This is a genomic window from Streptomyces sp. NPDC101393 (assembly GCF_044767385.1).
Lineage (GTDB): Bacteria > Actinomycetota > Actinomycetes > Streptomycetales > Streptomycetaceae > Streptomyces.
On sequence record NZ_JBIWNU010000001.1, the window covers coordinates 734,600 to 753,464 of the forward strand.

At 70.8% G+C, this 18,865-nt stretch carries 13 protein-coding genes; 11 read left to right on the forward strand and 2 right to left on the reverse strand.

The window, feature by feature from the left end; translation table 11 throughout:
- Nucleotides 1-149: 149 nt before the first annotated feature.
- Nucleotides 150-902 carry a DUF1707 domain-containing protein gene (locus ACIRQ7_RS03170; RefSeq protein ID WP_404260089.1) on the reverse strand — a complete coding sequence of 251 codons (753 nt, stop codon included), beginning with the start codon at nucleotides 900-902 and terminating at the stop codon, nucleotides 150-152.
- 257 nt (nucleotides 903-1,159) lie between these two features.
- Here ACIRQ7_RS03170 and ACIRQ7_RS03175 point away from each other — a divergent pair, with 257 nt between their 5' ends.
- The 7 genes from ACIRQ7_RS03175 to ACIRQ7_RS03205 all read left to right on the forward strand — a co-directional run bounded on the left by ACIRQ7_RS03175 (nucleotide 1,160) and on the right by ACIRQ7_RS03205 (nucleotide 11,741).
- Complete coding sequence (locus tag ACIRQ7_RS03175; RefSeq protein ID WP_401462551.1) at nucleotides 1,160-2,857, forward strand: fumarate hydratase; 1,698 nt, start codon at nucleotides 1,160-1,162, stop codon at nucleotides 2,855-2,857.
- A 349-nt stretch (nucleotides 2,858-3,206) separates the two neighbouring features.
- Entirely contained in the window at nucleotides 3,207-4,100 is an 894-nt protein-coding gene (locus ACIRQ7_RS03180; protein WP_404259405.1) for a D-alanyl-D-alanine carboxypeptidase family protein, read from the forward strand.
- Nucleotides 4,101-4,278: 178 nt separating this feature from the next.
- Complete coding sequence (locus tag ACIRQ7_RS03185) at nucleotides 4,279-5,736, forward strand: class II fumarate hydratase (RefSeq protein ID WP_403667110.1); 1,458 nt, start codon at nucleotides 4,279-4,281, stop codon at nucleotides 5,734-5,736.
- Between the two features lie 91 nt (nucleotides 5,737-5,827).
- On the forward strand, nucleotides 5,828-6,574 hold the full coding sequence (locus ACIRQ7_RS03190) for a DUF402 domain-containing protein (RefSeq protein WP_404259407.1): 747 nt from the start codon (nucleotides 5,828-5,830) through the stop codon (nucleotides 6,572-6,574).
- Nucleotides 6,575-6,872: 298 nt separating this feature from the next.
- Nucleotides 6,873-7,556 carry a class I SAM-dependent DNA methyltransferase gene (locus ACIRQ7_RS03195; RefSeq protein ID WP_401462543.1) on the forward strand — a complete coding sequence of 228 codons (684 nt, stop codon included), beginning with the start codon at nucleotides 6,873-6,875 and terminating at the stop codon, nucleotides 7,554-7,556.
- 89 nt (nucleotides 7,557-7,645) lie between these two features.
- Entirely contained in the window at nucleotides 7,646-10,108 is a 2,463-nt protein-coding gene (locus ACIRQ7_RS03200) for a SpoIIE family protein phosphatase (RefSeq protein WP_404259408.1), read from the forward strand.
- Nucleotides 10,109-10,277: 169 nt separating this feature from the next.
- On the forward strand, nucleotides 10,278-11,741 hold the full coding sequence (locus ACIRQ7_RS03205; RefSeq protein WP_404259409.1) for a catalase: 1,464 nt from the start codon (nucleotides 10,278-10,280) through the stop codon (nucleotides 11,739-11,741).
- A gap of 90 nt (nucleotides 11,742-11,831) precedes the next feature.
- Here the strand turns inward: ACIRQ7_RS03205 and ACIRQ7_RS03210 are convergent, their stop codons facing one another.
- Nucleotides 11,832-14,102 (reverse strand): transglycosylase domain-containing protein, encoded by a 2,271-nt coding sequence (locus tag ACIRQ7_RS03210; protein ID WP_404259411.1) that lies wholly within the window; start codon nucleotides 14,100-14,102, stop codon nucleotides 11,832-11,834.
- A gap of 254 nt (nucleotides 14,103-14,356) precedes the next feature.
- On the opposite strand from ACIRQ7_RS03210, the gene ACIRQ7_RS03215 reads away from it, so the two are divergent.
- The 4 genes from ACIRQ7_RS03215 (at nucleotide 14,357) to ACIRQ7_RS03230 (ending at nucleotide 18,859) form a co-directional block, all read left to right on the forward strand.
- Nucleotides 14,357-15,328 (forward strand): SPFH domain-containing protein, encoded by a 972-nt coding sequence (locus tag ACIRQ7_RS03215; protein ID WP_404259413.1) that lies wholly within the window; start codon nucleotides 14,357-14,359, stop codon nucleotides 15,326-15,328.
- Nucleotides 15,325-15,609 carry a hypothetical protein gene (locus ACIRQ7_RS03220; RefSeq protein WP_404259415.1) on the forward strand — a complete coding sequence of 95 codons (285 nt, stop codon included), beginning with the start codon at nucleotides 15,325-15,327 and terminating at the stop codon, nucleotides 15,607-15,609. Before ACIRQ7_RS03215 ends, ACIRQ7_RS03220 begins: the two co-directional genes overlap by 4 nt.
- Before the next feature lie 116 nt (nucleotides 15,610-15,725).
- Entirely contained in the window at nucleotides 15,726-16,412 is a 687-nt protein-coding gene (locus ACIRQ7_RS03225) for an ABC transporter ATP-binding protein (RefSeq protein ID WP_404259417.1), read from the forward strand.
- Nucleotides 16,409-18,859 carry an ABC transporter permease gene (locus tag ACIRQ7_RS03230; protein WP_404259418.1) on the forward strand — a complete coding sequence of 817 codons (2,451 nt, stop codon included), beginning with the start codon at nucleotides 16,409-16,411 and terminating at the stop codon, nucleotides 18,857-18,859. Before ACIRQ7_RS03225 ends, ACIRQ7_RS03230 begins: the two co-directional genes overlap by 4 nt.
- Nucleotides 18,860-18,865 lie beyond the last annotated feature (6 nt).

Consider the following 18,865-nt stretch of genomic DNA (forward strand, 5'->3'; position numbering starts at 1 on the left):
GATGCACCAGCCCTACCCGCTGTACCCACGCTTATGCACACCGTGGCGATGATCGGAGAAAGCGGCGACTGTCAGGACCGCGGGCGGGCGCCCCGCACCTCAGCCGCCGCACCTGCCGCAGCCGCCCCGGCGGCCCCGCCGCAGCCGCTTCAGTCGTCGATGTCCTTACGGAAACGGTCGCGCCGCTCCCGCCGCTCGTGGCGCATCCGGTCGTGCCGCTCATGGCGCTCGTGCCGCTCGTGCCGGAGCTGGGCGTGCCGGTCGCGCCGGTCCTCGCGGAGCCGGTCGCGCAGATCGCGGATCAGCGAGCCGCGCTTGGGCTTGGCCTCGACGCTGCCGAGCACGGCGTAGCCGTTGACGAAGACCACTGGGGCGTTGCCGTCCGCCGCGTCGTTCGACTCGACCTCGAAGCTGCCGAGGACGCCCGAACCGCTGCTGCGCAGCGTGATGTTCTCCGGGACCCGGATCTCGACACTCCCGAAGATGGCCGTCACGTTGATCTGGATCTGCTGCTGCGCGAAGACGGCCTCGGTCAGGTCGATCTCGACGGAGCCGAAGATCGCTACGGCGTTGATCCGCGCGGGGGCCTGCCAGCGCCCCTTGCGCACCGAGGCGCTGAAGACCGCGACGAGATTCTGGACGGGGACCGGGCCCGCGGGACCGTAGGCGTACGCGCCGGAGGCGGGCCGGGGCCCGCTGTCGCCGGCCGCCGGCAGGTCCCGGACGACGGGCTCCAGCTCGCCCATGGTCTTGGCGCGGTAGACGAGATCGATGCGCTCGGCATGCTCCTCGGCGTCCAGCCGGCCCTCCGCCAGCGCCTCGCGGAGGATCTCGGCGATCCGGTCGCGGTCCGCGTCGGACGCGCGGAGGTCCGCCTCGGCCACGGGCTTGGTCAGATTCACCGACTGCCGGTCCCGCTTGTCCAGCGGTCCGGCCGGGGAGGGGGGGGTCGTCCCCCGATTGTCTGCAGCGTCCACGACAGCAGCCTACCGAAACGCGATAGATCGCGACCAGGGAATGGCGGCCCGGGATCGCCGGAAATCGGCGGGGCGGCCAACTGAGCCTTACCTCACAGCGGCACCCGCCCGCCAGGGTTCTACGCTGTTCAGGCGCTGCCGTAGATGCCAGCCACCACCCTCCGAGTAAGGAATGACCCCCAATGCCCCCCGTCTCCCGCCCGAGCCGCCCGGCATTCGCCTATACCGACCTGCTCCCCGTAGGCGAGGACACCACCCCCTACCGCCTGGTCACCTCGGAGGGCGTCAGCACCTTCGAGGCCGACGGCCGTACGTTCCTGAAGGTCGAGCCGGAGGCGCTGCGCAAGCTGGCCGCCGAGGCGATGCACGACATTTCGCACTACCTGCGCCCGACGCACCTCGCCCAGCTCCGCAAGATCCTGGACGACCCCGAGGCCAGCGCCAACGACCGCTTCGTGGCGCTCGACCTCCTCAAGAACGCCAACATCGCGGCGGCCGGCGTGCTCCCGATGTGCCAGGACACCGGCACGGCGATCGTGATGGGCAAGCGCGGCCAGCAGGTCCTCACCGAGGGCGGCGACGAGGAAGCGCTCTCCCGCGGCATCTACGACGCCTACACCCAGCTGAACCTGCGCTACTCGCAGATGGCCCCGCTGACGATGTGGGACGAGAAGAACACCGGCAACAACCTGCCGGCCCAGATCGAGCTGTACGCGACCGACGGCGGCGCCTACAAGTTCCTCTTCATGGCCAAGGGCGGCGGCAGCGCCAACAAGTCCTTCCTCTTCCAGGAGACGAAGGCGGTCCTCAACGAGGGCTCGATGATGAAGTTCCTGGAGCAGAAGATCCGCTCGCTCGGCACGGCCGCCTGCCCGCCGTACCACCTCGCGATCGTCGTCGGCGGCACCAGCGCCGAGTACGCGATGAAGACCGCGAAGTACGCCTCCGCGCACTACCTCGACGAGCTGCCCGCCGAGGGCTCCCCCGCCGGCCACGGCTTCCGGGACAAGGAGCTGGAGGAGAAGGTCTTCGAGCTGACGCAGAAGATCGGCATCGGCGCCCAGTTCGGCGGCAAGTACTTCTGCCACGACGTCCGCGTCGTCCGCCTCCCCCGCCACGGCGCTTCCTGCCCCGTCGCGATCGCCGTCTCCTGCTCCGCCGACCGCCAGGCGGTCGCGAAGATCACCGCCGAGGGCGTCTTCCTGGAGCAGCTGGAGACCGACCCGGCGCGCTTCCTCCCGGAGACCACCGAGGACGAGCTGACCGAGGGCGCGGGCCCGGACCTGAACGCGGTGGCCATCGACCTCAACCGGCCGATGGACGACGTCCTGGCCGAGCTGACCAAGCACCCCGTCAAGACCCGGCTCTCCCTCACCGGCACCCTGGTCGTCGCCCGTGACATCGCGCACGCGAAGATCAAGGAGCGGCTGGACGCGGGCGACGAGATGCCGCAGTACCTCAAGGACCACCCGGTCTACTACGCGGGCCCGGCCAAGACCCCCGAGGGCTATGCCTCCGGCTCCTTCGGCCCGACCACCGCGGGCCGGATGGACGCCTACGTCGAGCAGTTCCAGGCGGCCGGCGGTTCCAAGGTCATGCTCGCCAAGGGCAACCGCTCCCAGCAGGTCACCGACGCGTGCGGCACGCACGGCGGCTTCTACCTGGGCTCCATCGGCGGCCCCGCCGCCCGTCTCGCCCAGGACTGCATCAAGAAGGTCGAGGTCCTGGAGTACGAGGAGCTCGGCATGGAGGCGGTCTGGCGGATCGAGGTCGAGGACTTCCCGGCCTTCATCGTCGTCGACGACAAGGGCAACGACTTCTTCCAGGACCCCGCGCCCGCCCCGACGTTCACCAGCATTCCGGTGCGGTCGGGTTCGTAGCCCTCGCCTGTTCACGGACCGGCCGCGACGGCCCTCATCTGCGCACTCCGCGGGTGAGGGCCGTCGCCGCTCCCGGCCCGCCGCCACCCGCGCACCCCCGCCCGTGGCGCGAAGAACCCCCGCGGCCCCGCCTCGGTCTTTCCGTACGCCGACCGGTCCTCATTCATGGCGGGCGTGCGGCGAGACATTTCTCCTGGCCGAGGGCAGCTCTCTGGGCCGATTCCCACAGGCCGGGGCCCGGGACGGTGAAAAACCCGGTCGGGGCGCATCCATTTCCCCCTCTCCGGCGTCTTATGAACAAGCGGCATTCTCATGTGACCGCACTGCAGGGGCATTTGGAGAATTCACCTTGAAAATCGGCATTAAGGGCATTCGTCGCACATCCGCGGTGGTCGTCACCGCGGGCGCCGTCCTGTCGGCCGGAGCGTTCGCCGCTCCGGCGCAGGCCGCCACGCTCAAGACCCCCACGATCGTCGCCAAGGGCGGCTTCGTGATGAACAACGGCACGGGCAAGACCCTCTTCACCAAGGCGGCGGACACCCGCCGCTCCACCGGGTCCACCACCAAGATCATGACCGCACGGGTGGTACTCGCGAAGAAGAATCTCAATCTGGATTCCAAGGTCACGGTCCAGAAGGCGTACAGCGACTACATCGTCGACAACGACTGGGCCTCGTCGGCCAAGCTGATCGTCGGCGACAAGGTCACCGTCCGCCAGCTGCTGTACGGGCTGATGCTCCCGTCCGGCTGTGACGCCGCATACGCGCTGGCCGACAAGTTCGGCAGCGGGTCCACGCGGGCCGCGCGGGTGAAGTCGTTCATCGGCCAGATGAACTCCACCGCCAAGTCCCTGGGCCTGAAGAACACGCACTTCGACTCGTTCGACGGCATCGGGAAGAAGTCGAACTACTCGACCCCGCGCGACCTGACCAAGCTCGCCAGCAGCGCGATGAAGTACTCCACCTTCCGTACGGTCGTGAAGACGAAGTCGACCAAGCAGAAGGTCACGACGAAGAGCGGTGGCTACCGCAACATGTCGTGGGAGAACACCAACACCCTGCTCGGCAGCTACTCCGGCGCCATCGGCGTCAAGACCGGCTCGGGTCCGGAGGCCAAGTACTGCCTGGTCTTCGCCGCGACCCGGGGCGGCAAGACCGTCATCGGCACGGTCCTCACCTCCACCTCGGTGGCCACCCGCACGGCGGACGCCAAGAAGCTGATGGATTACGCCTTCAAGAAGTGATCCAGGGCCGGTGGGAAACCGTCGGGCACCGGGGCCTGTCCACGACCGTGCACATACGGGCGTGGGCAGGCCCCTTTGCCGTGCCGGGCCCCCGGTCCGGCGGCCCGGCTGAGCGGATCGGGAAGCCGGGCGGGCGTATACCGGGAACAGATCGCCCCTCCCGGGTACTGAAAGAGGTATGAGCGAGAACAGCAATCCCCGCACACCCGGCCCCCCCGGCGCATCCGACGCACCCGGCGGCGCCCCCGCCGCCGACGGCTTCCGGACCGAGCACGACTCGATGGGCGAGGTGCGGGTGCCCGCGCATGCGAAGTGGCGGGCGCAGACCCAGCGGGCGGTGGAGAATTTCCCGATCTCCGGGCAGCGGCTGGAGCGGGCGCACATCGAGGCGCTGGCGCGGATCAAGGCCGCCGCGGCGACGGTCAACGCCGAGCTGGGGGTGCTGGACAAGGACGTGGCGGCGGCGATCGCGGACGCGGCCGGTGAGGTCGCCGAGGGGCAGTGGGACGAGCACTTCCCCATCGACGTGTTCCAGACCGGGTCCGGGACGTCGTCGAACATGAACACCAACGAGGTCATCGCGACACTGGCGAGCGAGCGGCTGGGCAGCGGCGTCCACCCCAACGACCACGTGAACGCCAGCCAGTCGTCGAACGACGTCTTCCCGTCGTCGATCCATATCGCGGCGACGGCCGCGGTCACCCGCGACCTGATTCCGGCGCTCGGCCATCTGGCCGCTTCGCTGGAGCGGAAGGCCGAGGAGTTCGCGGAGGTCGTGAAGTCGGGGCGGACGCATCTGATGGACGCGACGCCGGTGACGCTGGGTCAGGAATTCGGCGGGTACGCCGCGCAGGTGCGGTACGGCATCGAGCGGCTGACCGCCTCACTGCCGCGGCTGGCCGAACTCCCCCTGGGCGGTACGGCGGTGGGCACCGGCATCAACACCCCGCCCGGCTTCTCGGCCGCGGTGATCGCCGAGGTGGCGCGGGCGACGGGGCTGCCGCTGACGGAGGCCCGTAACCACTTCGAGGCGCAGGGCGCGCGCGACGGGATCGTGGAGACCAGCGGGCAGTTGCGGACGATCGGCGTGGGGCTGACGAAGATCGCCAATGACCTGCGCTGGATGGCTTCCGGGCCGCGTACGGGCCTGGCCGAGATCGCGCTGCCCGATCTGCAGCCCGGTTCGTCGATCATGCCGGGGAAGGTCAACCCGGTGATCCCGGAGGCCGTCGTGATGGTCGCGGCGCAGGTCACCGGCAATGACGCGACGGTGGCGGCGGCGGGCGCGGCCGGCAACTTCGAGCTGAATGTGATGCTGCCGGTGATCGCCCGGAATGTACTGGAGTCGGTGCGGCTGCTCGCCAACGTGTCGCGGCTGCTGGCGGACCGGACCGTCGACGGCATCACGGCGAACGTCGAACGGGCCCGCGAGTACGCCGAGTCGTCACCGTCCGTGGTCACCCCGCTCAACAAGTACCTCGGCTACGAAGAGGCCGCGAAGGTCGCCAAGCGGGCCCTGGCCGAGCGCAGGACGATCCGTCAGGTGGTCGTCGAGGGCGGTTATGTCGAGCGGGGACTGCTGACCGAGCGGCAGTTGGACGAGGCGCTGGACGTGCTGCGGATGACGCACCCGTAGGCGACGCCGACGCACCGGGCGTGACGTGTCCGTAACGCCCGGTGCGTCGCAGGTCACGGCGCGCGTAACTCCTCACCCCTAAGATCTGCGCATGACAGCGGACATGGTGGACACAACGGAAGGCGGGACGGCCGGCACCCGCGGGGCGGCGGGCACGGCGGGGCGCGGCGAGCGCGGTACGGCGGAGCGGGTGCGCTGGGCGCCGGGGGATCACATCCTGTGGCGCTATCGCGACAACGCCGCGGCCGAGCGGATTCACATCTGCCGCCCGATGACCGTGGTCCAGGACACGGACGAGCTGCTCGCGGTGTGGATGGCCCCCGGCACCACCTGTGTCCGGCCGGTGCTCGCCGACGGCACGGCCGTGCACCGCGAGCCGCTGGCCACCCGCTACACCAAGCCGCGGCGCACCACCCTCGACCACTGGTTCGGTACCGGCGTGCTGAAGCTGGCGCGGCCGGGCGACCCGTGGTCGGTGTGGCTGTTCTGGGAGCGCGGCTGGCAGTTCAAGAACTGGTACGTCAATTTGGAGGAGCCGCGCCGCCGTTGGGCGGGAGGTATCGATTCGCTGGACCATTTCCTCGACATCTGCGTCTATCCGGACCGGCACTGGGAGTGGCGGGACGAGGACGAGTTCGCACAGGCACAGCGGGACGGGCTGATCACGCCGGCCCAGGCCTCCGAGGTGCGGTCGGCGGGCCGGGCGGCGCTGGCACACATCGCGGCGTGGGGCGGGCCGTTCGCGGACGGCTGGGAGGACTGGCGGCCCGACCCCGCCTGGACGGTGCCGCAGCTGCCGGACAACTGGGACCGGGCGCGTGACAATGTGCGGTCGTGAGCGAGTGAAGTAATGCGAAAACGAAGTGAAGCGGCGTGAAATGGGGTGAAGTGGGGTGGGTGAAGGGGGTGAATCCTGGAAACCTGCGCCTATGCGTCAGCCTGTGGGGCAACGCTGTGGAACACCGTGGTGAGCAGACGTTTCTTCAGGGGCCGGAGGGGGTTGCCCACATGACACCCACGAGCCCCCTTGCTGCGCCCCCGGGCTTCAAACGTAGGATCGTCCTCCGCAAGACTGCACAGGCGCAACTCCAGAACTGGAAACCGAACTTGACCGCGGTCGCAGGAGGGGCAAGGTCGTGAGCGCTGCAAGCTACGACGGATATGAGGGCCTGAACCGGTTAGCACTCGACCGGGCCGGCCAGGCCGAGGCGTTCGACGCGATCGGTGACCGGTATGACGAGGCCTTCCCGCACAAGGAAGGTCAGCTCGCGTCGGGAGGCTGGCTGGCCGGCGCGCTGCCCGACGGTTCGCGGGTGCTGGACCTCGGGTGCGGTACGGGTGCGCCGACCGCCCGTCAGCTGTCCGACGCCGGACACCGTGTGGTGGGCGTCGACATCTCCCCCGCGATGATCAAACTCTCCCGGGAGAACGTCCCCGCCGCGGAATTCCACCGGCTGGACATCGCCGATCTGCGCAACGGCCGGCTCGGCGGGCCGGGTTCTTTCGACGGTATCGCCGCCTTTTTCTCGCTGTTGATGCTGCCACGTGCGGAAATCCCTTACGCGCTGGGCATGCTGCATGATCTGCTACGACCGGGCGGGCTGCTCGCCCTGTCGATGGTCGAGGCGGATGTCGATGACTTCACGATTCCGTTCCTGGGCAACTCGATCCGGGTATCGGGTTACCTACGGGACGACCTGCGCCGGATCGTGCGCGACGCGGGTTTCGACGTCACCGGGGAGGACTCGTTCGCGTATGCCCCGGCGAGCACGGACGTACCACCCGAGATCCAGCTCTTTCTGCACCTGCGACGCGCTTGAGACGCAGCGCGTCAGGCGCGTCCGCCCGTGCGGCGCGCTTGAAGCGCGGCGTGTCGGGCGCGCAGCCCCGGACGGACGGAATCCCACGCGTGACGGAGCACCCCACCTCCCACGAATCGCGGCGGTCGGCCTCGACCACCGCGTCCTCGGCATCCCCTTTGCGGGGGCAGGCCGGGGCGGCGCCGCTCGGCGCGGTCCCCGACCCGCGCAATGCCCTGCAACAGCCCGCCGCCGGGTTCGCCCCGGTGCCGGGCGCCGGCTTCGCCGTGCGGGGCGGTGACGACATCGGCATCCGCGGGAACGACAGCGGCCCGGCCGGCGCCGACGGCACGTCCGGTTTCGCCACCGCCGCCGCGGGGCCGCCGGCCGGCCGGGCCGACGACGAGCCGGTGGTCGGCCACGGCACGGCGCGGCAGGACCCGGCGGCGGACGCCGAACGCCCCGCGGCCGACGGCGCCCAGGGCCGGGGCAGAGAGCACGGCGCGGCGGCGATCACCCGTACGGTCCGTGCCGCGTCGAACGGCCCGCAGGGCGCCGGGGGCCCGGGGCCCGATCAGCGTGCCGCGCGGCATGTCGCGCGTGCCGCGGTCGGCAGCCCCGAGACGCCAGGACCGGACGAGGAGCCGCGCCCCGGGCAGGGCCCGCGTACGGGCGAGGGCATCGGGCGACCGCGCGAGGGCGGCAGGACGAGTGGTGGCGGCCGGTCGCGGCCGCCGGGCGAGGAGACGGTGAGCGCTCCCTCCGTACCGCCGCCGGCCGGCCCGCCGCAGGGCTCTCCGCCGGCCCGTTCGGCGCACCCCGGTGAGACCGGCGAGGTGGCGGCGGCCCGGCAGGCGGGCGGCGACCGGCTGCGGTTCATCGGGGCGGCGACGCGACGGATCGCGCGCGGCATAGACCTCGACGAGATCGTGCTCGGCCTGTGCCGGGCGACGGTCCCCACGTTCGCCGACGCGATCCTGGTGTATCTGCGGGACCCGCTGCCGGTGGGCGACGAGCGCCCGACCGGCCCGGTGGTGCTGCGGCTGCGCCGTACGGACCGGATCCCGGAGGAGCCGGACACCAATGGCACCCGGCTGCCGGTGCTGCCCGCGCAGCCGGACCTGGGTCCGGCGATGGGCGGCAGCGCGGCCGAACTGGCCGAGGTGCGGCCGGGCGGTCCGCTGGCGGAGGTGCTGCGGGGCGTGCGCCCGCTGTTCGGGGAGGCGCAGGCGGCGCGGACGGCGCTGCCCGAGCTGCTGGGCCCGGACACCCGGCTGCCGAGCGGCCACCGGGTGATCCTGGCGCCGTTGCGCGGGCGGCGGCGGGTGATCGGTGCGGCGGTGTTCCTGCGGCGGCCGGACCGTCCGGCGTTCGAGCCGGACGATCTGCTGGTGGCGGCGCAGTTGGCGACGCACACCGCGCTGGGCGTGGACAAGGCGGTGCTCTACGGCCGCGAGGCGTACATCGCCGACGCACTGCAGCGCACCATGCTGCCGGACTCGCTGCCGCAGCCGACCGGCGTGCGGCTCGCCAGCCGCTATCTGCCGGCCGCCGAGACGGCGCGGGTGGGCGGTGACTGGTACGACGCGATTCCGCTGCCCGGCAGCCGGGTGGCGCTGGTCGTGGGCGATGTCATGGGGCATTCCATGACCTCGGCGGCGATCATGGGCCAGCTGCGGACGACGGCGCAGACCCTGGCGGGTCTGGATCTGCCGCCGCAGGAGGTGCTGCACCATCTCGACGAGCAGGCGCAGCGGCTGGGCTCGGACCGGATGGCGACGTGCCTGTACGCGGTCTACGACCCGGTCGCGCACCGGATCATCATCGCCAACGCCGGTCATCCGCCGCCCGTGATGCTGCACCGCGGTGGCCGTGCGGAGGTGCTGCGGGTGCCGCCGGGCGCGCCGATCGGCGTGGGCGGGGTGGACTTCGAGGCGGTGGAGCTGGACGCCCCGGCGGGCGCCACCCTCGTCCTCTACACGGACGGGCTGGTCGAGTCGCGGATCCGCGATGTGTGGACCGGTATCGAGCAGCTGCGGGAGCGGCTGACGGAGACGGCCCGGCTGACGGGCCCCAATCCGCCGCCGCTGGAGCCGTTGTGCGACGAGGTGCTGGACATGCTGGGGCCCGGTGACCGCGATGACGACATCGCGCTGCTGGCCGCCCGGTTCGACGGGATAGCGCCGAGCGATGTCGCGTACTGGTATCTGGACCCGAAGGCGCAGACGGCCGGGCAGGCGCGCCGGCTGGCCCGCCGGGCGCTGGCGCGCTGGGGCCTGGAGGAGCTGACCGATCAGCTGGAGCTGCTGGTCAGCGAGGTGGTGACGAACGCGGTGCGGTATGCGGAGCGGCCGGTGACGCTGCGGTTGCTGCGAACGGACGTACTGCGCTGCGAGGTGGGTGATGACGTTCCGCAGCTGCCGAGGCTGCGTCAGGCCCGGCCGTCGGACGAGGGCGGGCGGGGTCTCTACCTCGTCAACCGGATGGCGCGGCGGTGGGGGGCGACCCGTTTGAGCATGGGAAAGGTCGTCTGGTTCGAGCTGTCGATGCCGCCGGGGGCCGGGCGCCCCTGACTCCGGCCGCGGCACGGCCACCGCATTCCCCGTCATGGGACCCCGTCTGAGACCGGACGGGGTCCCACTCTTGCCGACATGCCGTCGGCGGCGTTGACTGATTGGGTGGACAAATGGGGAATTACTGACCCCACCCCACTCCGGTCGCCGAACGGGAGGCATTCCTCCAATGACAAGCTCCGCGCAGCACGTCCCGCGCACGACGAACAACGCCGGCATTCCGGTGGAGAGCGACGAGCACTCACTGACAGTGGGTCCGGACGGCCCGATCCTGCTCCAGGACCACTACGCCATCGAGAAGATGGCCCAGTTCAACCGCGAACGGGTCCCCGAGCGGGTGGTGCACGCCAAGGGCAGTGGCGCCTACGGCACCTTCGACGTCACCAACGACGTCAGCCAGTTCACCAAGGCGGACCTCTTCCAGCCGGGCAAGAGCACCGACATGCTGGCCCGCTTCTCGACGGTCGCGGGCGAGATGGGGTCCCCGGACACCTGGCGCGACCCGCGGGGCTTCGCCCTCAAGTTCTATACGGAGCACGGCAATTACGACCTGGTGGGCAACAACACCCCGGTCTTCTTCGTCCGTGACACGATCAAGTTCCAGGACTTCATCCGTTCGCAGAAGCGGCATCCGGGCAGCGGGCTGCGCAGCCACGACATGCAGTGGGACTTCTGGACGCTGTCGCCGGAGTCGGCCCACCAGGTGACCTGGCTGATGGGTGACCGCGGCATCCCCAAGACCTACCGCCACATGAACGGCTACGGCTCGCACACCTACATGTGGGTCAACGCCGGCGGTGAGAAGTTCTGGATCAAGTACCACTTCAAGACCGACCAGGGCATCGACTTCCTGCCCCAGGAGGACGCCGACCGGCTGGCCGGCGAGGACGCGGACTACCACCGCCGCGATCTGTACGAGTCCATCGAGAGCGGCAATGCCCCGTCCTGGACGCTGTATGTGCAGGTCATGCCGTTCGCGGACGCCCCGGACTACCGCTTCAACCCGTTCGATCTGACCAAGGTGTGGCCGCACGGCGACTACCCGCTGATCGAGGTCGGGCGGATGACGCTCAACAAGAACCCGGAAGACCACTTCATCCACATCGAGCAGGCGGCGTTCGAGCCGTCCAACATGGTGCCGGGCATCGGCCCGTCACCGGACAAGATGCTGCTGGGCCGGCTGTTCTCCTACCCGGACACCCACCGGTACCGCATCGGCCCGAACTACCTCCAGCTGCCGCCCAACCGGCCGCACGTCCCCGTCCACTCGTACGCGAAGGACGGCCCGATGCGCTTCGACCCGGCCCGCACGGCCCGGCCCTACGCGCCCAACTCGTACGGCGGCCCGGCGGCGGACACCGCGAACTTCGGTGAGCCGGCCGGCTGGGCGACCAGCGGCGAGATGGTGCGCGAGGCGTACACCCTGCGCCGGGAGGACGACGACTTCGGGCAGCCGGGCACGATGGTTCGCGAGGTCCTCGACGACGCGGCCCGCGAGCGGCTGGTCAGCAATGTCGCCGGGCATCTCCTGGACGATGTGACCCCTGCGGTGCTGGAGCGGGCGTTCCAGTACTGGCGCAACATCGACAAGGGCATCGGCGACCGGATCGCGAAGAAGGTCAACGGCGGCTGAGCGGCCGCACACGGCCGCCATCCCGTCACGCAGCTCGGCCCCCGCCTCGCGAGGCGGGGGCCGAGCTGCGTGCGTTCGGGCGGTGCGGCGTCAGTTCAGATTGGGGAAGGCGTTGTCCTCGGTGCCGCCGGTGGCGTTTCCGTTGCCGCCATTGCCGTTCCCGCCGGTGCCGTTGTCGCCGCCGGTCGTGCCGCCGTTCGGCAGGCCCGGCCCGCTGGGCGACGTGGTGGGCGGGGTCGGCGGCCCGCCGCTGGCGGACCCGGACGGCGTCTGGCTCGGCGAGGGGCTCCCCGACGGCGTACCGCTGGGGGTCTGCGACGGCGACGGGGTCGTCGAGGGGGTGTCGCTCGGCGTGGGGGTGGAGGTCGGGGGCACCCCGGCCCCGAGGTCGGTTTCGAGGTCGAATTCGGCGCCGGTGCTGCCGCCGAGCGCGGCCTCGGTGTAGTCGGCCCACACCCTGGCCGGGTAGCCGCCGCCGTTGACCCGGCCGCCGCCCCCGGTGCCCTTGAGGGTGACCTGGGCGCTGCCGGCCTTGGCGGACTCACCGAACATGCCGACCGCGGTGACCAGCTTCGGCGTGTAGCCCACGAACCAGGCCGACTTGTTGTCGTCGGAGGTGCCGGTCTTGCCCGCCGCTTCGTACGCGGTGTTCTTCACGGCCTCCGAGGCGGTGCCGTCGTTGACCACGCCCGTCAGGACGGAGGTGAGGGTGTCCGCGGTGTGCCGGCTCAGGACCTGCTCACCGATCGGGTCGGGCAGCGGCTGCTCGACGTCGTTGTGCTCGGCCTTGACGACCACCGCCGGGGTGACCTTCTTGCCGTGGTTGTCGAGCGTGGCGTAGGCGCCGGCCATCTGGAGCGGGCTGGCGCCCATGCTGCCCAGGGTCATCGCGGGCGTGACGTCCATGTTCGTGCCCATGCCCAGACTGACCGCGGTCTTCTTGACCTTGTCGAGGCCGACATCGGCGCCCATCTGCGCGAAGACCGAGTTGACCGAGTTGTTCATCGCCTGCTGGGTGCTGATCTTGCCGTAGTCGCGCTGGTCCTCGTTGGGCGGCGCGAAGGGCCGGTCCCCGCCGACGACCGGGCGGCGGTTGCTGCCGTCGTAGATGGTGTTCGGCGTGATCGGGAGGCCGCTCTGGGTGAGGGCGTTGTTCTCCATGGCCGACGCGAGGATCAGCGGCTTGAAGGTGGACGCCGGCTGGTAGTCGGCGCGGGTGGCGTTGTTCCGGTAGTGCTTGGGGTAGCCCTCGCCGCCGTACATCGCGACGACACGGCCGGACGACGGGTCGACGGAGGTGGCGCCGAGCTGGGCGTCCGCGTCGACCTTGCGCTTCTTGGGGTCGAGGTCGTCGGAGAGCTTGCGCTTGACCGACTTCTCCAGCGCCTGCTGCTTCTTCTTGTCGATGCCGAGGGTGATCGTCCAGCCGCCGCGCTCGAACTGCTTCTCGTCGACGCCGTGGGCGAAGAGTTCCCTCTTGGCCTCGTCGATGATGTAGCTGGCCTGACCGCTCAGACCGGGCAGCGGCTTGGGGTCGTGCGGCTTCTTGAAGGCCTGCTTCTTGCGGTCCGCCGGGGACAGCCACTTCATCTCGACCATGTTGTCGAGGGTGTAGGCCCAGCGCGCCTTGACCCGCGTCCGGCCGTCGGGGGTCGCGGCCGACCAGTCGTACTGACTGGGGGCCTGGAGCAGCGAGGCGAGGTAGGCGCCCTGCGAGACGGAGAGCTTGTCGACGTCGACGCCGTAGTAGGCCTGCGCCGCGGCCTGGATGCCGTACGCGCCGCGGCCGTAGTAGCTGGTGTTCATGTAGCCGAGGAGGATGTCGTTCTTGCTCAGCTTCTGGTCCACCTTGAGCGAGATGACGATCTCCTGGAGCTTGCGGGAGACCGTCTGCTCCTGGCTCAGGTAGTAGTTCTTGACGTACTGCTGGGTGATCGTCGAGCCGCCCTGCTTCCCGTGACCCATGAGGGTGTTCAGGATGCCGCGGGTGGTGCCCTTCAGGTCGACGCCGGAGTCCTGGTAGAAGGTCTTGTTCTCGGCGGCGACGAAGGCGTGCTGGACTTCCTTGGGGACCTGCTCGATCTTGACGGTCTCGCGGTTGACCGAGCCCGAGCGGGCGAGGGTCTTGCCGTTGGCGTACTTGAAGACGTTGCTCTGCAGCTTGGCCTGGTCGTTGCCCTCGGTGGGGACGTCGACGTACAGGTACAGGCCGATGAAGGCGCAGATGCCCAGCAGGCACGCGCCGAGGAAGGTTCCGAGGATCTTCTTCCAGGTGAAGAAGCGGCGTATGCCGCCCTTCTTCTGTTTCTTGGCCCGGCGGGCGCTCCCCTGCCGCGCCCGTCTCGCGTCCGCTCGGCCCATCGCTCCAGCCACTCCAGTCGGTTCCGCCCCCAGAAAACTCAGCGGTCGAAGCTAACACCGCATCTGTCAACAAATGCTCATCGATCAAGGCTTTTCCTGGCGTGACAAACAGCACCCGGCGGGAGGGAACCGGCCAGGGGCGCCGGGTATCGGCCTCCACCCCGCCCTGGACAGCCGTCCCGCACCCCCGTTAAAGTGATATCAGTTTGCTAGGTACGCAGCATCACAAACATGACGGAGAAACGGGGATCCCCATGTCCGACCACACACCGGCCGACCGTCCCACCGGACCCGACGGCGATCTCACCGTCGACGCCCCCGAGATGCCGGAGCCGCAGGTCCGCGAGAAGGCGGCGCACAGCATCGCGGGCGGCCTCGCGCTGCTCCTGACGGTGCTGGGCGTCTTCGTCGGCATCGCGCTGATCATCGTCGGCGGGGTGCTGGGCTCCGGCGGCAACAACGGCGCCGGCGTTCCCCTGGTCATCGTCGGGATCCTGGCGGTGATCGGCTCCTTCTTCTGCATGACCGGCGTGAAGATGGTCGCGCCGGGCGAGGCGCGGGTCATCCAGCTCTTCGGGCGGTACGTCGGCACGATCCGCACCGACGGCCTGCGCTGGGTCAACCCGCTCACCAGCGCCCAGAAGATCTCCACCCGGGTGCGCAACCACGAGACCGCCGTCCTCAAGGTCAACGACGCCTACGGCAACCCCATCGAGCTCGCCTCGATCGTCGTCTGGAAGGTCGAGGACACCGCCCAGGCGCTCTTCGAGGTCGACGACTTCCTGGAGTTCGTCGCCACCCAGACCGAGGCGGCCGTCCGGCACATCGCGATCGAGTACCCCTATGACGCGCACGACGAGGACGGCCTGTCGCTGCGCGGCAACGCCGAGGAGATCACCGAGAAGCTCGCGATCGAGCTGACCGCCCGGGTCCAGGCGGCCGGCGTACGGATCATCGAGTCCCGCTTCAGCCACCTCGCCTACGCACCCGAGATCGCCTCCGCGATGCTCCAGCGACAGCAGGCCGGTGCGGTCGTGGCGGCCCGCCAGCAGATCGTCGAGGGCGCGGTCGGCATGGTCGAGCAGGCGCTGATCCGGATCAGTGAGCAGGGGATCGTGGAGCTGGACGAGGAGCGCAAGGCGTCCATGGTCGGCAATCTGATGGTGGTGCTGTGCGGCGACCGGGCCGCCCAGCCCGTACTGAACACGGGCTCCCTCTACCAGTGAGTGCCGACACCCCCGAGGGGCCCGGAGCCGACGGCGACCGGAAGCCACGCGGGCGGCCGCAGCAGCGCAAGCAGGTGCTGCTGCGGCTCGACCCGCTGATCCATGACGCGCTCGCGCGGTGGGCCAACGACGAGCTGCGCAGCACCAACGCGCAGATCGAGTTCCTGCTCCGCAAGGCGCTCAAGGACGCGGGGCGGCTGCCCCGGGACGCGGGGGCGCTGCCGCGCCGGGGCCGGCCTCCGAAGGACCAGCCCCCGGGCGGGCCGCCGGGCAGCGGCTGACGGGCACCGCGGATCCGAGGGGCGGGAAACGGCTATACATTGCGCGTATACACCTCGTGTAGAGTGAGCGGCATGCCCATCGGACGCACCCTGCCCGCACTCCCGGAGGCCCGCGCATGACCCCGGCCGGATCCCTGCTCGAAGCCACCGCGCTGCACAAGACCTACGGCTCCACGCCCGCGCTGGACGGTGCGGACTTCTCCCTCCACGCCGGCGAGGTCGTCGCCGTCATGGGACCCTCCGGCTCCGGCAAGTCGACCCTGCTGCACTGCCTCGCCGGCATCATCCGGCCGGACACCGGCACCGTCCGCTACGGCGCGCACGACCTGACCGCCCTGAGCGACACCGGTCGCAGTGCGCTGCGCCGCGCGGACTTCGGCTTCGTCTTCCAGTTCGGCCAGCTGGTACCGGAGCTGACCTGTGTGGAGAACGTCGCGCTGCCGCTGCGGCTGAACGGCGTCCGGCGCAAGGAGGCCGAGGCGCGTTCCCGGGAGTGGCTGGAGCGCCTGGAGGTGGACGGCGTCGCGGCCAAGCGGCCCGGGGAGGTCTCCGGCGGCCAGGGACAGCGCGTCGCGGTGGCCCGCGCGCTGGCCTCCCGGCCGCGCGTCATCTTCGCCGACGAGCCGACCGGCGCCCTGGACTCCCTCAACGGCGAGCGGGTGATGACGCTGCTCACGGAGGCGGCCCGCGGCAGCAGCGCGGCCGTCGTCCTGGTCACCCACGAGGCCCGCGTCGCCGCCTACTCCGACCGCGAGATCGTCGTCCGCGACGGCGTGGCCCGGGAAATGGCGGCCTCGGCATGAGCCGCCTGGACACGACCGGACAGCGGGGCGGCAGCACCGCGACCGGCCCGGCGCGCCCCGCCGGCGGCCCCTCCTCCTGGTCCTCCTGGTCCGCCTGGTCCTCCTGGTCCTCCTGGTTCCGCGATCTCGCCATGGGGCTCCGCTTCGCGGCCGGCGGCGGGCGCGAAGGCTGGACCCGTACGCTGCTGACCGCGCTCGGCGTGGGTCTGGGCGTGGTGCTGCTGTTCGGCGCCGCGTCCGTCCCGCACATCATGGAAGGCCGCGCCCAGCGCGGCGAGGCCCGCGCCGTCGTCGCCGGCGAGCGGCCGGTCACGCCCTCGGACCGGACCCTGCTGCACGCGCACGTCGAGACGTCCTTTCGCGGGGACACCGTCGACGGCAACCTGTTGCGCCCCGACGGCCCGAAGGCACCCGCCCCGCCCGGTGTCGCAGCCCTCCCGCACCCGGGCGAGATGGTGGTCTCCCCCGCCCTCAAGGAGCTGCTGGCGTCCCCGGAGGGCGAGCTGCTGCGCGAGCGGCTGCCGTACAAGGCCGTCGGCACCATCGGGCAGCCCGGCCTGATCGGTCCCGGCGAGCTGAGCTATTACGCGAACAGCGCCACCCTGCCCGGCGCCGACGGCGCGCACCACATCGCCGGATTCGGCGCCACGAGCGAGCCCGAACCGATGAGTCCGCTGCTGGTGGTGCTGATCATCGTGGCCTGTGTGGTGCTGCTGATGCCGGTGGCCCTCTTCATCGCCACCGCCGTCCGGTTCGGCGGGGAGCGCCGCGACCGGCGGCTGGCGGCACTGCGCCTGGTGGGCGCCGATGTCCGGATGACCCGTCGGATGGCGGCGGGCGAGGCGCTGTTCGGCTCGCTGCTCGGGCTGGTGCTGGGCGCGCTGCTGTTCCTGGCGGCCCGGCAGCTGATGGGCTCGGTCACCCTCTGGGACATCAACGCCTTCCCCTCCGACATCACCCCGGCCCCGGCCCTGGCGGTGCTGGTCGCCGTCGCCGTACCGCTGTCCGCCGTCCTCGTGACGCTCTTCGCGCTGCGCGGGGTCACCATCGAGCCGCTGGGCGTCGTGCGCCACACCGCCGGGCGCCGCCGCCGGCTGTGGTGGCGGCTGCCGCTGCCCCTGGCGGGCCTGGCGCTGCTGCTCCTGAACGGCCGGGTGGACACCGCGAACGCCGTGGTCGACCCGTACGCGATCGCCGGCGGCGCGGTGCTGGTGCTGTTCGGCGTCACGCTGCTGCTGCCGTGGCTGGTGGAGGCGGTCGTGGGCCGCCTCAGGGGCGGCCCGGTGCCCTGGCAACTGGCCATCCGGAGGCTCCAGTTGAGCAGCGGTACGGCCGCCCGCGCGGTCAGCGGCATCACCGTCGCGGTCGCCGGGGCCATCGCGCTCCAGCTGTTCTTCGCCGCCATCCAGAGCGACTTCATGAAGGTCACCGGGCAGGACTCGCGGCGCGCGCAGATGGACATCTCGCTGCCGACGCGGGACATCGCCACGATCCGGAAGATGATCGGGGACTTCCGCGCCACGCAGGGTGTGGACGGCGTCATCGCGGCGATCCACGCCAGCGCCACCCGGGCGCAACCGGCCCACAAGGGCGAGGACTTCACGCCGTCGACCGAGGTCACCGTCGGCGACTGCGCCACCCTGAGCGAACTGGCCCACACCGGCTCCTGCAAGAACGGCGATGCCTTCATCGTCAAGGACAGCAGCGGCATGGTCGAGGACGACTACCTCTTCGAGACCGCCCGGCCCGGCGCGAAGGTGCTGTTCAACGCGGACATGGACACCGGCAAGCCGGACGGCGCGGCGCGCTGGTGGACCGTGCCGAAGTCGGCCCGGACCGTCGACTCCCGCAAGGACCCCTCGGGGCAGACGAATTTCGGCATCTTCGCCACCCCCGGCGCGCTGGACACCGCACAGTTGGACGACCCCACCGCGCGCGCCATGGTCAAGGTCGACCCTCGTCTCCCGGACGGTCAGGAGTACGTCCGCAACACCGCGGCCCGTATCGATCCGCTGATCAACGTCACGGCCCTCCAGAACTACTCGCGCGACAAGCAGTTCGCGAGCGTGCGGACCGGTCTGCTCGTCGCCTCCACCGCGACGCTGGCGCTGATCGCCGCGAGCATGCTGGTCTCCACGCTGGAGCAGCTGCGCGAGCGGCGGCGGCTGCTGTCCGTGCTGGTGGCGTTCGGCACCCGGCGCGGCACCCTGGGCTGGTCGGTGCTGTGGCAGACCGCGGTCCCGGTGGTGCTGGGCCTCGCGCTGGCCGTCGCCGGCGGGCTCGGGCTCGGCATGGCGCTGCTGAACATGGCCGGGAAGGCGAGCGTCGACTGGTCGGTGGTGTGGCCGCTGCCGGCGGCGGGTGCCGGGCTCGTCCTGGTGATCACGCTGCTGAGTCTGCCGCCGCTGTGGCGGATGATGCGCCCGGACGGCCTGCGGTCGGAGTGAGCGGTG